This window comes from Mediterranea sp. An20 (assembly GCF_002160055.1).
Taxonomy (GTDB): domain Bacteria; phylum Bacteroidota; class Bacteroidia; order Bacteroidales; family Bacteroidaceae; genus Bacteroides; species Bacteroides avicola.
In genome coordinates, this window is sequence record NZ_NFJV01000012.1 from 71,713 (window position 1) to 85,690 (window position 13,978).

Consider the following 13,978-nt stretch of genomic DNA (forward strand, 5'->3'; position numbering starts at 1 on the left):
AGTCTTCTTTATTGAATGGTCCTTATTTTATGATACGCAAATAGTACGCAACCCTCATTTGCGTATTATTGCGTACTATTTGCCAGATAATTTAGGGATATGTTGGAAATAGTTTTTATCTTTGCCCTCCTGCTTAAATGGTTTTGTATGAAGTATGTAGCCTATTCATTCATTTTTTGGTTTGGGGTGCTGGCCTTTTCTTTTCAGGCTTGTCAGTCTCCTTTAAAGAACAGTTCTTTGTCTGAAGCCTTGGGACGTGTAAACCGGTTGACCTATACATCTCCCGACAGCGCAATGGTATTGCTGGAAGATTTGTCCCAGACAGTAAGACAAGGAACCGAAGAACAGCAGATGTATTATAAATTACTCACCATCAAAGCACGGGATAAAGCCTATCTGCCGCATTTGTCGGACAGCCTGATTCGGGAGGTGGTAGCCTTTTATCAAAAAGGAAAAGACAGGGATTTGCAGGCTGAAGCATTCTATTATTTAGGGCGTGTGCATGTGGATTTGCAACAGTATGCACGGGCATTGGAGGAGTTCCTGCGCGCGCTTGAGGTGAGTGATGAAAAGGATTACCGATTGCGGGGGGTAATATATGCTCAAATGGGAACGCTTTACTTGTATCAGGATATGTATGAAGAAGGGCTGGAAGCGCATAAGAACAGTTATAAATATAAACTTCTGCAAGGAAATGACAATGAGGTTGTTTTCGCTTTACGGGATATAGGCCGTACCTACACAATGCTTCAACAGCCAGACAGTGCTTTATATTATTATACGGCAGCCCGAGACCTTGCTGCAAGCATCGGAAACAAAAAAATGGAGCGGATGGTATGCAGTGAGTTAGGGGGATATTACGTAGATTTGGGAGATTACAGAAAGGCTTACGAATGTATTCAGTCGGCAATTCAAAGCGAAACTCAGCGCAACAAGTTTACCACATTATCTATAATGGGGCGATATTATGAATACAGTCATCAGTTGGATTCTGCTGGCTATTATTATCATCGTCTCTTGTCTTCCTCTTCTCCGCTATATCTTCACGCCGCCTACCACGGCCTTGCCTCCATCGCCCGTCAGCGCGGAGAGCTTTCGCAAGCCTTGGCGTATTATGACCGCTACATGGCCTATGCCGATACGCTGCGGGAGATGGCGCAGGAGGAGGCGATGGGCAAAATCAAGTCGGCTTATGACTACCAGCAATACCACCTGGAAAACAATGCCCTGCGGCAGGAATCCACCAGACAGAAACTGTTGATAGTCTTCCTGCTTCTTGCCGTGTTGTTTTTCGGGCTTGTGCTTGTGGGATACCGACAATACCGGAAACGGCGGGAGCGCGAAGCCGAGCTGCGCTATGAACGTCTGCAGCAGCTTCAGCGCGAACAGCAGCAACAGGGCGAACAGCAGCATCGGCAAAATCTGCAACGGATTGAAGCGCTGGAACACGCCCTGCGGGAAGCACGCACCGGCAATGATCCTGCGGTGCGTGAACTACTGCAATCGCAAAAGGATCTGGTGGAAAAGAATAACGAGCAGATCGAGGCACGTCAGAAGGTGAGGCACCAGGCTGTGGCTGCCTTGCGCCGCTCGGACATCTACCATCGTTTCCACCGGCTGGCCGATGAGAACGGGAAGCCCGGCGAAGCTGACTGGTTGCAACTGGAAGAGGCGGTGGATGCTGCCTACGAACGTTTCTCTACCCGCTTGCGCGAGCTCTATCCCCCGCTGCGCGATGTGGAACTGCAGGTGTGCCTTTTGGTCAAGATCGACCTGCAGCCCTCGCAGGTGGCTGCTCTCATCCTGCGCAGCCGACAAGCTGTGGCCTCCCTGCGCAGTCGCCTCTATGCCAAGGTGTTTGGACAAAAGGGAAGCCCTGATGATTGGGATGCGTTTTTGAAAGAGCTTTGAAAGGAGGAGGTGTGGGGCAGCGTTTTTTTGCGGTGTCCGGGTGTTAATCTCTGTCATCTTAGTGCGGAATACCGGAAAACTTCTTATCTTTGCGCCCGAAAATGAAAGTGGAAAGATTTGAGTAGCTTGCAACCACGGAAAAAAATGCTAAAACACATCTCTTTTTCTGACCGCAAAGGCTCGTGTTTCCCGCCGGGGAAGCAAAGCCGGATTCCTACTCCCTCCTTTCCCATTTTTTGAACTTCTAATTTCTAATTTTTTATTCAAAAGGAAATGGGATATTTATTCACATCCGAATCGGTGTCTGAGGGACACCCCGACAAAGTGGCCGACCAAATATCGGACGCTGTGCTTGACAAACTGTTGGCTTACGACCCCAGTTCGAAAGTAGCTTGCGAAACGCTGGTGACTACCGGACAGGTGGTGCTGGCCGGTGAAGTGAAAACAAAGGCTTATGTGGACATGCAACTGATTGCCCGTGAAGTCATTAAGGAAATCGGTTATACCAAGGGCGAATACATGTTCGAAGGCAACTCGTGCGGTGTGCTGAGTGCCATTCATGAACAAAGCCCCGACATCAACCGCGGTGTGGAACGCCAGGACCCGATGGAACAGGGAGCCGGCGACCAAGGCATGATGTTCGGCTATGCCACCAATGAGACAGAAAACTACATGCCTCTCTCGCTCGACTTGGCGCACCGCATTCTGCAAGTGCTGGCCGACATTCGTCGCGAAGGCAAACAGATGACTTATCTGCGTCCCGACTCAAAGAGCCAAGTGACCATCGAGTACGACGACAACGGCAAACCCGTGCGGATTGACACTATCGTTGTCTCTACCCAGCACGATGAGTTTATCCAACCGGCCGACAACACGGAGGAAGCGCAGCTGAAGGCTGACGAAGAAATGCTGGCCATCATCCGCTACGACGTTATTCATACGCTGATGCCGCGGGTCATTGCTTCCATACATGCTCCTCAGGTGTTGGCTCTCTTCAATGAGCAAATCAAGTATTATGTGAATCCTACAGGCAAGTTTGTCATTGGCGGCCCTCATGGAGATACCGGTCTGACCGGCCGTAAAATCATTGTCGATACCTATGGAGGCAAAGGGGCGCATGGAGGCGGAGCCTTCTCGGGCAAAGACCCTTCGAAGGTAGACCGCAGTGCCGCATACGCTGCCCGTCACATTGCCAAGAACCTGGTAGCGGCTGGTGTGGCCGATGAAATGCTGGTGCAGCTCAGCTATGCCATTGGTGTGGCACGCCCCATCAGCATCTATGTCAATACTTACGGGCGCAGTCATGTGGCTATGTCCGACGGCGAGATTGCCCGCAAGATTGACGAATTGTTCGACCTGCGCCCCAAGGCTATCGAGGACCGTCTGAAACTGCGCAATCCTATCTACCGCGAAACGGCGGCTTACGGACACATGGGCCGCGAGCCTAAAACCGTGGTGAAGCATTTCCGCAGCCGTTATGAGGGTGACAAGGATATAGAGGTGGAACTCTTTACCTGGGAGAAACTGGACTATGTGGCTCAGGTAAAAGAGGCATTTGGATTGAAATAAGGTAATGAAGAAGCCTCTTTCCCAACCTGCCTTTTCTCGGAAGGGGTTGGGGGAGAGGCGCTTTTTATGTACACAGATAGCTTATGAACACACTTTCTTCCGTTTGTGTCTATGGCGCTTCAAGCACCAGGATAGATAAGGTTTATTACGACGATGCGGGCGAATTGGGCACTTTGTTGGGCCAGCGTGGCCTGCGTGTGATAAACGGTGCCGGCAACATGGGGCTGATGGCAGCCGTATCGGATGCTGCTTTGAAAGCCGGAGGTACGGTGACCGGTGTCATTCCTCGTTTCATGGTGGAGCAGGGATGGCATCATACGGGACTGACCGAACTGATTGAGGTGGAAAGTATGCACGAGCGGAAGCAGACGATGGCCCGTCTGAGTGATGCCGTCATTGCCTTGCCCGGCGGTTGCGGTACCTTGGAGGAACTGCTGGAAATCATAACCTGGAAGCAGCTGGGGCTTTATCTCAACCCCATTGTCCTGCTTAATACGAAAGGCTATTATGATTCTTTGTTGCAGTTGTTCGACCATGCTGTCGACGAGCATTTCATGGGGCAACGTCATAAAGAGTTGTGGCGGGTGGCACAGACACCGCAGGAAGCGGTAGACTTGATATATACGGTTCCCCGCTGGGATGCTTCAGTCCGTAAATTTGCAGCCTTATGATGTCGGCATTGTTGTTGATGGGGCAAGCTGCGGGAGGTCAGATGTCCGGCGTCCCCATTCCTTACTCGCTTCGCATGGATGGATGGGTGACCATAGTGTTGCTGGTATGCTTTTGTTTTTCGTCGTGGGTGTTGTCGCACAGCCGTAAATTCCTGTTGCAGCAAGGCCGTGATTTCATACTTCATCGGGAGCGTGCAGACCTTTTTGCGGTCTCTACGGGCAGTGATGTCCGCTTTTTGCTGTTGCTGGTCGGGCAGACTTGCGTGTTGGCCGGCATTTATCTCTTCGATTGTTTCAGTGGAGTACAGCCGGTTTTGGCAGGGGACATCACTTCGTGGAAACCGATGGGAATTTATATGCTTGTCTGTTTGGGCTATGTGTTTGTCAAATGGTTGCTTTACTCCTTCATAGGATGGATATTTTTTGACAAAGACAAGGTTTCTTTATGGATCGAATCCTATTCTACGCTTCTTTATTACTTGGGATTCGCACTTTTTCCGCTTGTCTTATTCATCGTTTATTTCAATGTAAACCTCGAATTAGTGTGCATAACCGGCTTGTCTTTGGTCGTAATTTTTAAAATATTGTCATTATATAAGTGGTTAAAGCTTTTTTGCAACAATTTGTATGGCTGTTTCTTGTTAATTTTGTACTTTTGCGCCCTGGAAATTATTCCTTGCCTCATGCTTTATAGAGGTTTGGAGCAATTGAACAATTACTGGATAATAAAATCTTAGGACAACAGTGAAGATTAAAAAAGTACTTGTGTCGCAGCCGAAGCCGACATCAGAAAAGTCGCCTTACTACGACATCGCCGAGAAGTACGGTGTGAAAATAGATTTTCGCCCGTTCATTAAAGTGGAAAGTTTGACGGCCCGAGAGTTCAGACAGCAGAAGGTCTCCATTCTTGACTATAGTGCCATCGTATTTACCTCACGCCATGCCATCGACCACTTTTTCCATCTTTGTACGGAATTGCGCGTGACTATCCCCGAAACGATGAAATATTTCTGTGTGACGGAAGCCATTGCGCTCTATATCCAGAAATATGTGCAGTATCGCAAGCGCAAGATATTCTTTGGCAGCACCGGTAAGTTCGATGATTTATTGCCTGCCATTGTGAAGCACAAGACGGAAAAGTATCTGGTGCCGATGTCGGATGTACATAACGATGATATCAAGAATCTGCTGGATAAGAATAAAATCCAACACAAGGAGGTGGTGATGTACCGCACGGTGAGCAACGACTTTCAGCCCGATGAAGATTTTGACTACGATATGCTGGTGTTCTTCAGCCCGGCGGGGGTAAGTTCGCTGAAGAAGAATTTTCCCAATTTCGAGCAGAAAGATATTAAGATCGGTACCTTTGGAACTACCACGGCCCAGGCTGTGCGCGATGCCGGTTTACGGTTGGATTTGGAGGCTCCCAGCTTACAGGCTCCTTCGATGACTGCCGCGCTTGATATGTTTATCCGTGAGAATAACAAGGAAAAATAATCTTTGCTCTGGTGGATTGCCGGAGAAATGTATGTATGACAAATACACTGCATAAAGCCGAAAGGCTGAACAGAAAGAAAGTAATAGAGAAAATGTTTGCGGGAGGTTCCCGCTCATTTTCTCTATTTCCTTTACGGGTCGTCTGCTTGCCTGTGGAGGAGTTGGATGTGCCTGTATCTGTCCTGGTCAGTGTGTCGAAACGCCGTTTCAAGCGTGCTGTGAAGCGTAACCGGGTGAAACGCCTTATCCGGGAGGCTTACCGCCTGAACAAACAGCCTTTGTTGGAGGCGGTGCAGCGCAGCGGCTGCCGGCTGGCTGTGGCCTTCATTTATTTGTCCGACCGCGTGGTTGAGTTTTCACTTCTTGCCGAGCGGATGCAGGTGGCCTTGTCGCGTCTGGCAGAAGAGCTTCCGGCGGCTGCAGAGGCAGAGGGCGAAGCGGGAGGTGACTCATGTTGAAGGCTTTGTCTAAGGCGCTTTCTTTTCTGCTGCTGCTTCCCATCTGGTTTTACCAGCGTTGTATTTCCCCTTTCACGCCACCTTCCTGCCGCTTTACTCCTACTTGTTCGCAGTATGCTGTAGAGGCTATCAGGAAGCATGGTCCGTTGAAGGGGCTTTATCTGGCCATTCGCCGCCTTCTGCGTTGTCACCCTTGGGGAGGTTCGGGGTATGACCCGGTGCCTTAGTCCTTATATCCGTTTGTATTTTATTTGACATACGTGCTCGATTTTCCCGATATACATACTCATAGGACCGGTGTCGGTAATGCATCCGGGTTCTGCCTGCTTAGTTGTACGCCCGATGAATTTGTGGCGCACGGAGGTGGATATTACTCTGTGGGGATACATCCGTGGCAGCTGACCGCCGCAATGCCGCCGGAAGAGACCTGGCGCTTGCTTGAAGAGGCGGTGCGCCATCCGCAGGTGCTGGCTGTAGGCGAGGCAGGAGTAGACAAACTGGCTGCCGCGCCTTTGCCGTTGCAGGAAACTGTGTTTGAGCGGCAGGCTTTGCTGGCAGAAGAGACAGACAAACCTTTGGTCATTCATCTGGTTAAGGCTGTAGACGAGTTGCTGCGTGTACGGAAACGGCTGCTTCCCCGTGTACCTTGGGTGGTGCACGGTTTCCGGGGCAAGGCTGCGTTGGCGCAGGAGTTGTTGCATCACGGTTTTTATTTGTCTTTCGGCGAGAAGTATCAGGAAGAGGCACTGAATGCCGTACCCCTTTCCCGACTGTTTCTGGAGACGGACGAGAGCCTTGAATCCATTTCCCGTCTCTATGTTCGTGCAGCTGCCGTGCGACAGCTTTCTGTCGAAGAGCTGGTCACGGCGGTGCGGGACAATGTGTGCCGTGTTTTCAGGCGTTGATTGTCCCTTATTGGTTGAGCAACTGTTCTACTGCCTGGCTGGAGCGCTGGTCTGTTCGGGCTGTTTTGTCCGTACTGAACAGTTTGTCCAGTTCGTAGGGCTGCAATGTTGCTGATGGCTGAAAGTCATCCGATTCTACATAGTTCTGTATGGAAACCAGCAGTTGTTGCATGGCCAATCGGTTCTCTTTGTTTTTCTCGGGGTCCACACACAGCACGAATAGCTTTCCTGGGCCAACTTTTGCTTCGAATGCAATTCCCAGTTTCCTGTTTGTCTCATACGTGTCAATACTTTGGATGACCGGTGTCAGGTTGCGCAAGTCTGTCAGGTCTAAAGCCGTTGCATCATTCAGAATGTCCCACCATTGCCAGTCGGCATAATAGGAAGTGGGGAATTGGTTAAAAGCAGGATGCCGGTATTTTATCAGAGTACCTACGATCATCGGTTCCCAGTTGAACATGATAGGATTCCAGAAATGGCTGGCAAAATGTGTCTTCCGTCCTGCGCAACTGTCTGGTATGAACCACACCGTTTCCCCTTTCTGCAGCCGTTCTTTGGCTTCCTGCCAGTGACGGACATAGCGAGGGGTTGCTGCCGGCGTCTGTTTACCGGAAGGATATATCCAGATGTCCCACTCGTTGCGGATGCCGTTTGCCAGATGGGTTTTCAGGGTGAATTTCCCGGCTTCTGCAACTGTAGAAAGCGATATGTCAAGCACACCGATGCTGTCTACCGTGCTGGCAGGAATTTTCCCGTGCCGCATCTTTCCTTCTCTTACGATTTGTCCTGCTTCATCGGCCAGCTGCCAGGTTATTGTCCCTTTGTCAATGGCTTCGGGGCCGAAGTGATAGATGCCGAGTTTGGCTCTGAATGTTTCTTGGTTGGTGTAGGTACGTTTGGGGATGCGTGCCAGCAGGACTGTCGGCGCACACGACTCGCGGAATTTTTCGGGTGTAACCAGTCCTTTGCTTTCCCAAAAAGCATCTAAGATGCCTACAAATGCGCTGCCCTGACCGGGAAAGTCTGCCAGTCCGAGCAGTTGGAATCCGCCGGAGTTGGCAGTACGCAGCAGTGCTTCGTTTACTTCCTTGTATTGCAATACGGTGTGTGCTCCTGTTGCACGGAAGAAGTCTTCTGCTTGCGGGAGCATCCCGTTACGTGCCAGCCGTTCCTGGAAAACCACGAAGTTGCGGGGTTCCAGCACACCGGTATATTTGGCTATTTCCCGGAAATTGGGATACATGCAGCGCTGCCCCGTTTCATGAGCGATGACCGGTACGTCGATGTCCGAAGTTTCCGAGCGGTCCCAGTCTGTCGACGGTTGTCCTTCGTAGACAGTAATCCAGCCTTTATGGGTTACGTGGGAAGTATAATATTGGTCTGCCTGTACATGTGTCCGGGCTGTGGAAGCCGAATAAAGATGCCGGGAATCGTAGCTCTTCCCTTTTTTTATCAGGTCTTCAAGAACCGCAAAATCTCCTTCGTTCTCATTGCCGTTGCAGTATAGCAGGAAAGAAGGGTGGTTTCCATACTCATCCAGGATGGCATACATTTCTTTTTCAAAGAAGTTGCGGCGTGCCGGATATTTCCCCACGTCTTTAATCCACATCGGGAGTTCTACCTGCAGATATATGCCGGTTTGGTCTGCGGCTTCGAATGCAGCTTCGGGCGGGCACCACGAATGAAACCGCACATGATTCATTCCATAATCTTTTACTGTCCGGAATATGCGTTTCCAGGCCGGCACATCAGTTGCCGGATAGCCGGTCAGCGGGAAGACACAGCAGTCTAATACACCGCGCAGATGTATGTCTCGTCCGTTCAGCCGGATGTGGTGTTTGCCCTGTTCTACCCGTCGCATACCGAAATCGGCCGTACAGGTATCTTGTCCCGCTTCGCTTTCCAGCACTGCTTCGAGTGTATAGAGGGCGGGTGAGAATTCATCCCAGAGTTTCATCCTTTTCTTTCCGATGGTCAGGGTCTGTTCCAGCAGCAGTGTATCGGCTGCAAGCGAGACGGGTACAGTGGTTGTGCCTATCTCGCGTCCGTCTTTTTCGCGGAGTCGAAGTTGGAGGGTGCCTGTTTGTGTTTCTCCTTTCGAGTGGAGGTCCAAACAAATACGTACAGTTGCTTCGTCGATGTCCGGGTAGAGTTTCATTCTATGGATATAAGAAGCCGGTCGTGCCTGCAGTTCAATGCGGCCTACGACGCCGTTCCAGTTGGTCTGCGTGTATTCCGTTGTTCCGTGCGTCCACTGATCCATGGGATATTTCAGACGGTTGTCGATGCAGAGGGTCAGTGTATGTACGCCCGGTGTCAGTTGCCGTGTCAGTACAAAACGGTTGGGGGTAGAAAGCCTCTCGTCAGTTCCTGCCGACTGGCCGTCGACAAATACGGCTGTTTCCCAATGGCAGCGTTCCAGGAAGAGGGTAATTTCTTTTCCTGCCCAGTCGTCGGGGATGACCACTTCCCGCTGGTACCACGCTTGTCCGCAATATTCGAACTTGCGGCTCAGCCGGTCTACATGGGCCACTACGTTCTGTATGCCTTTGCCTCCTTCATCGGTCGAGCCGGGCAGGGTAATGGTTTCTGTCAGGCGGCTCAGGTATAGTTCCGAACCGGGTGTCTTGCCGAACCCCATCGGGTCTAATTGAAAGCGCCACATTCCGGCAAGGTCTATCTTTTCGGCGCGTGCTGTTCCGGTCAGCAGGCAGGCAGTCAGGCATACCGCCAGCACACTCAGTATCTTAATCTTATTTCTTCTCATTATCATCGTAAGTCAAATCGTTGATGTTCACTTCAGTCTGTGGCTGGAACTTATCCGAAGCCATGTATTCCAGCAGGCTTTGCCGGAATTGTGCCGCTGCCGGTCGGGAGGACAGGTCGTGTTGGATGTCGGCGCTGCATACCAGGATTTTGCCTTTTCCTATGCGTGCCTCGAATAGCATGCCCAGTCGCCGGTTGGTAAACCAGTCGTCTATGAGGTAGACAATGGGGCGCAGCTCCTGAGGCAGGTCATCCATCCGCATGGCTTCACACCGGTTCATCAGGTCCCACCACTGGTAATCACTGACCCCTTCGTTGGGGAAAGCGGCAAGAGCCGGGTGTTGCGGGTCGCAGCAGACGCCGAGGGTGTGGGGTGCCTGTCCGCGGGTCCATGCCGTATTCCAGAAGATGCTGGAGAAACCGACGGTGATGTTTCCACCCTTTTCTGGAGGAACCGTGCCGTAAGTCAGCAGCAGGACGGAACCTCCCTGTTCGAGTTGCTTCCGTGCGGTGGCGTCCATCCGGGTGGTGATGTAGGGCATGGTTTCAACCGCATTCTTCTCCGAAGGATAGACCCACAGGTTCCATTGGTTCCGTGCTTCCGTGCCCTGCACTTCGGCTGTGACTGTCAGTTGTGTGGGTCGGGTCAGGGTCGAGAGCTCCGCCCGGATTTCCCCTACGGGGATGCAGTTTCCCAGAGGAAGGTCGCAAGTCACGGTCTCTTCCACCAGGATTTGCTGGTCTTGGGTGCTCACCTGCCAGTGCACTTGTGCGCCGTGCATGGGTTCAGCACCGAAATGTGCCATTTCCAGCGGTGCTTCCAACACTTCGTTGTTCAGCCAGACCATTTTGGAGAAGCGTGCCAGAGGGACAGTCTTGTTGCAGAAAGTCCGGTATTCTTCGCCTGTCACGTAGCCTTTGCTGTCCCAGAAGGGGTCGAGCACGCCGACAAGGGCAGTTCCCTGGCCGGGGAAATCATGCAGGTCGAGCAACTGGAAGCCGGCAAAGCCGGGGGTACGCAGGGCAGCTTCTATATCTGCTTTGTAGCAGAGGGTCTGCAGGCGGCCGGAGGCATAAAGGAAGCGTTCTGCCATGTCGCCCAGTCCGTGCTGTTGCAAGGTCTCCTGGAAGATTTCGAGGTTTTTGGCCTTGAGCACGCCGGTATATTTAGGTATCTCCTTGAAGTTGGGATATACGCACCATTGCCCGATTTCGTGGCTGACGGTCGGCATTTCCTGCCGGATGGCGGTGCGCCAGTCATAGTCCGTGCTCGGTGCCTGTCGGTTGATGAGGCTGTTTACACCTGCGCCCCATGCCTGGATGCGCGGGTCGGGTGTGTTCCAATAGTCGGCATTTTCGATGTAGGGCCATCCTGCCGAGCTGGAGTAAACGCGTCGCGGATCCTGATTCTTCCAAGTGTCTACTAACTGCGACAGATATTGCACCTGGTTGGCACCTGCCGGCTCATTGCCATACACCATCAGGCAGAAAGAAGGATGGTTGCCATATTCCCTGAGTATGCGTTGGCTTTCTTCCTCAAACCAGCGGTCTTGCGGTTTTCCGCTTCCCACTTCCGCCCATCCTCCGCATTCCACCTGCAGGTAGATGCCTAAGCTGTCTGCCACGTGGAAGGCGACCTCCGGCGGGCACCACGAGTGGAAGCGGACGTGGTTCAGGCCGTATTCCTTGCAGGTGCGGTAGATTTTCGCCCAATAATCTTTCTCCATCGAGGGATAGCCGGTCAGGGGGAAGATGCAGCATTCCAGCGTGCCGCGCAGGAATACGGGCTGTCCGTTCACTTCAAAGCGGGTTCCGTTGGCTTTGAATTCGCGCAGTCCGAAGTTGGGTGCGGCATGGTCTTCTCCTTCCGCGGTGTGCAGAGTGACAGCCATCCGGTAGACGTTCGGCGTGTGTTCCGACCAAAGTCCGGCATCAGCGCCTAAGTCTACCGTGGCTTCCACTTCCTGTTTTGTTTGTTTGTTTTCGAGGGTCAGGCGTACCGGCTTTCCCACCGGTTTCCCGTCCAGCGTTTCGGCTTGGAGCGACAGTTCCGGCTGGTCAGCGTCCGGAGCTTCTCCTTTCAGTTCTATCTTGACATGTGCTTGTTTGTTCCGAATATCCGGGTCGATGCGGATGTCGCCCAGGTAGAGAGAAGGTTTGGCTGTCAGTCGGATGTCGCCCACTATGCCGTTCCAGTTGCTTTGCGTATGGTCGGAGACGCTGTGTGCGTTATAGCCTACATCCACGTAAAGCCGGTTGTCTACCCGCAATGTCAGGGTATGTTCGCCGGCCTGCAAGCCTTCCAGCATGTAACGGTGCGGGGTTTGCAGGGAATTCCGGCTACCCGTCTCCTTGCCGTCTACGAAGAGGGTGGTAGACCAGTGTGTCCGTTCCAGTTCCAGTTCTACCGGCCGGTTTTCCCACCCGGCGGGGATATTCACTTTCCGCTGATACCATGCCGCGCCTACATAATGTTTGTCCGGGTTCAGCCAGAAAGGCACTTTGATGTTTCCGGGTTTTCGGTAGGCGGCATATTCCGGTGCCTTATACCACGAACTGTCCACAATCTGCCCCGTCCATTCCGTATCAAGTCCGATGTCTTCGCCTTTTCCCTGCTCCTGCAGCGAACCGGGCAAGTACAAGGTTTCCGGCAGAGATTGTCCTTGCCATTCCTCTTTCATTCCCACATCTTTCGGGTCTAAAGCAAACTGCCATTCTCCTGCCAGAGACATTTCCTGCGGTGTCTGTCGGCAGGCAGGGGCCGCAAGTGCCCATGCGAGCAGGCAGGCCCATCCAATCACATTCCTTTGTTTCATATATCTTATTTGTTATGGTGCTGTCCGGTTTTTTCCTGGCTTCTGCCGGAATGGCGGGATAATTCCGAATCCATGCCGGAGACATCGGAAAGACAGTGCAAAGTAACTGACTTTATGCCGGAAAGAGAATAGATAAAAAGAGGATGAACATGGATTATTTTCTGATTCTGCATCCTGAAGCGGCCAAGGTTTCCCGGATGGCGGGCAAACTTCTTCTTATCTCGCTGACAATCAGTCTGCTATTTCTTATATATAACGAGTTCGTTGCTTGTGGCTTGGCAGTTGGCTGCTTATCGCTTAGCAGCTTTCTGTGAAGGGCTTATCAGAGAATCCGTGCTGTATGCGCTACATCAGTATTGTGCATGAAAAGTTTAGCGCCTTTCACTTTTTTCGTATCTTTGCATCCGTGAACACTTAAACAATGCTGCCATGATTAAAAGAAAAGACGGCTTCTGTGGCGAAAGGGCGTTGGTCTTGCCGCAACCTGTCGTGCATGAGATGGAAGCCGACCCGGTTGCCTCCTTGCTGCACATCACCGATATAGGCTATTATCCGAAAGCCCGGCACCACTTCCGGGAGCGGAAATCGCCCATCACACAATATGTCTTCATCTACTGCACAGAGGGGGAGGGATGGTTCCGCATCGGCGGGAAGACTTTTCCGGTGGGCCCCGACCAGTATTTCATCCTGCCTGCCGGTCAGCCCCATGCCTACAAGGCAGACGAGCAGAATCCGTGGACCATTTACTGGATTCACTTCAAGGGGCGGCTGGCTGCCCATTTTGCACAGCCCTGCGCCTGTCCGGTCGAAATCAAGCCGGGGGCTCATTCACGCATCAGCGACCGTATCCTGCTGTTTGAAGAGATTTTCCGTACGCTGGAGATGGGCTACAGCCACGAGAACCTGCTGTATGCCTGCTCCATCTTCCACCATTATCTCGGCACGCTGCGCTACCTGCGGCAATACCGCGACGCTGTCCGTCCCGATGCGGAGACGAACGACATGGTGACTGCCGCCATACACTTCATGAAAGAAAATGTGGGTAAAAAGCTGACGTTGAATGAGATGGCTTCGCAGGCAGGTTATTCGCCCTCTCACTTCTCCCAGTTGTTTTGCCGACGTACAGGCTATCCGCCGTTGGCCTATTTCAACCAGCTGAAAATTCGCCAGGCTTGCCGTCTGCTGGATTTTACGGATATGAAAATCAACCAGATATGCTACAAGATAGGCATTGAAGACAGCTATTACTTCTCCCGGCTCTTCAGCAAGGTCATGGGGATGCCTCCCAGCCGCTACAAACAGATGAAGAAAGGCTGAGGTGTTTCCTTTCCTTTGGCTTTTGCAACATTCAGCCCGCCCAAAAGTTGTTTCTTCAGATAAAGTGT

Annotated in this window: 12 protein-coding genes; 10 read left to right on the plus strand and 2 right to left on the minus strand. The window is 51.9% G+C overall.

The annotated features are described in order from the left end of the window. Positions 1–147 precede the first annotated feature (147 nt). The 8 genes from B5F34_RS08695 to B5F34_RS08730 all read left to right on the plus strand — a co-directional run bounded on the left by B5F34_RS08695 (position 148) and on the right by B5F34_RS08730 (position 7,011). The gene (locus tag B5F34_RS08695) at positions 148–1,911 is read left to right on the plus strand and encodes a tetratricopeptide repeat protein (protein ID WP_162609307.1); all 1,764 of its coding nucleotides are present in this window, start codon (positions 148–150) and stop codon (positions 1,909–1,911) included. Positions 1,912–2,184: 273 nt separating this feature from the next. Then, positions 2,185–3,480 carry a methionine adenosyltransferase gene (metK, locus tag B5F34_RS08700; protein ID WP_087337443.1) on the plus strand — a complete coding sequence of 432 codons (1,296 nt, stop codon included), beginning with the start codon at positions 2,185–2,187 and terminating at the stop codon, positions 3,478–3,480. Positions 3,481–3,563: 83 nt separating this feature from the next. After that, the gene (locus B5F34_RS08705) at positions 3,564–4,151 is read left to right on the plus strand and encodes a TIGR00730 family Rossman fold protein (protein WP_087337445.1); all 588 of its coding nucleotides are present in this window, start codon (positions 3,564–3,566) and stop codon (positions 4,149–4,151) included. After that, positions 4,151–4,888: a DUF4271 domain-containing protein gene (locus B5F34_RS08710; RefSeq protein WP_087337573.1), complete on the plus strand. Its 738-nt coding sequence runs from the start codon at positions 4,151–4,153 to the stop codon at positions 4,886–4,888. Before B5F34_RS08705 ends, B5F34_RS08710 begins: the two co-directional genes overlap by 1 nt. 7 nt (positions 4,889–4,895) lie before the next feature. Beyond that, a complete protein-coding gene (locus tag B5F34_RS08715) occupies positions 4,896–5,648 on the plus strand; it encodes a uroporphyrinogen-III synthase (RefSeq protein ID WP_087337448.1) in 753 nt (250 codons plus the stop codon). A gap of 35 nt (positions 5,649–5,683) precedes the next feature. Next, positions 5,684–6,106, plus strand: coding sequence for a ribonuclease P protein component (rnpA, locus tag B5F34_RS08720; protein WP_087337451.1), 423 nt, complete (start codon positions 5,684–5,686; stop codon positions 6,104–6,106). A gap of 5 nt (positions 6,107–6,111) precedes the next feature. Beyond that, complete coding sequence (yidD, locus tag B5F34_RS08725) at positions 6,112–6,333, plus strand: membrane protein insertion efficiency factor YidD (RefSeq protein ID WP_087337576.1); 222 nt, start codon at positions 6,112–6,114, stop codon at positions 6,331–6,333. Positions 6,334–6,357: 24 nt separating this feature from the next. After that, entirely contained in the window at positions 6,358–7,011 is a 654-nt protein-coding gene (locus B5F34_RS08730; protein WP_239448892.1) for a TatD family hydrolase, read from the plus strand. A gap of 7 nt (positions 7,012–7,018) precedes the next feature. Here B5F34_RS08730 and B5F34_RS08735 read toward each other — a convergent pair whose 3' ends face one another. Together B5F34_RS08735 and B5F34_RS08740 are read right to left on the minus strand one after the other, a co-directional pair. After that, entirely contained in the window at positions 7,019–9,784 is a 2,766-nt protein-coding gene (locus B5F34_RS08735) for a sugar-binding domain-containing protein (RefSeq protein ID WP_162609308.1), read from the minus strand. Beyond that, positions 9,765–12,593 (minus strand): sugar-binding domain-containing protein, encoded by a 2,829-nt coding sequence (locus B5F34_RS08740; protein WP_087337456.1) that lies wholly within the window; start codon positions 12,591–12,593, stop codon positions 9,765–9,767. The genes B5F34_RS08735 and B5F34_RS08740 overlap by 20 nt, the downstream gene beginning before the upstream one ends. A gap of 149 nt (positions 12,594–12,742) precedes the next feature. Here B5F34_RS08740 and B5F34_RS17565 point away from each other — a divergent pair, with 149 nt between their 5' ends. Further along, positions 12,743–12,907 (plus strand): hypothetical protein, encoded by a 165-nt coding sequence (locus B5F34_RS17565; RefSeq protein ID WP_162609309.1) that lies wholly within the window; start codon positions 12,743–12,745, stop codon positions 12,905–12,907. Positions 12,908–13,022: 115 nt separating this feature from the next. Continuing rightward, on the plus strand, positions 13,023–13,910 hold the full coding sequence (locus B5F34_RS08745) for an AraC family transcriptional regulator (protein ID WP_087337459.1): 888 nt from the start codon (positions 13,023–13,025) through the stop codon (positions 13,908–13,910). Positions 13,911–13,978: the final 68 nt, after the last annotated feature.

Coding starts and splice junctions, on each gene's coding strand:
- B5F34_RS08695 (WP_162609307.1), top strand. CDS start 148: ATGAAGTATGTAGCCTATTCATTCATTTTTTGGTTTGGGGTGCTGGCC.
- metK (WP_087337443.1), top strand. CDS start 2,185: ATGGGATATTTATTCACATCCGAATCGGTGTCTGAGGGACACCCCGAC.
- B5F34_RS08705 (WP_087337445.1), top strand. CDS start 3,564: ATGAACACACTTTCTTCCGTTTGTGTCTATGGCGCTTCAAGCACCAGG.
- B5F34_RS08710 (WP_087337573.1), top strand. CDS start 4,151: ATGTCGGCATTGTTGTTGATGGGGCAAGCTGCGGGAGGTCAGATGTCC.
- rnpA (WP_087337451.1), top strand. CDS start 5,684: ATGACAAATACACTGCATAAAGCCGAAAGGCTGAACAGAAAGAAAGTA.
- B5F34_RS08735 (WP_162609308.1), bottom strand. CDS start 9,784: ATGATAATGAGAAGAAATAAGATTAAGATACTGAGTGTGCTGGCGGTA.
- B5F34_RS08740 (WP_087337456.1), bottom strand. CDS start 12,593: ATGAAACAAAGGAATGTGATTGGATGGGCCTGCCTGCTCGCATGGGCA.
- B5F34_RS17565 (WP_162609309.1), top strand. CDS start 12,743: ATGGATTATTTTCTGATTCTGCATCCTGAAGCGGCCAAGGTTTCCCGG.
- B5F34_RS08745 (WP_087337459.1), top strand. CDS start 13,023: ATGATTAAAAGAAAAGACGGCTTCTGTGGCGAAAGGGCGTTGGTCTTG.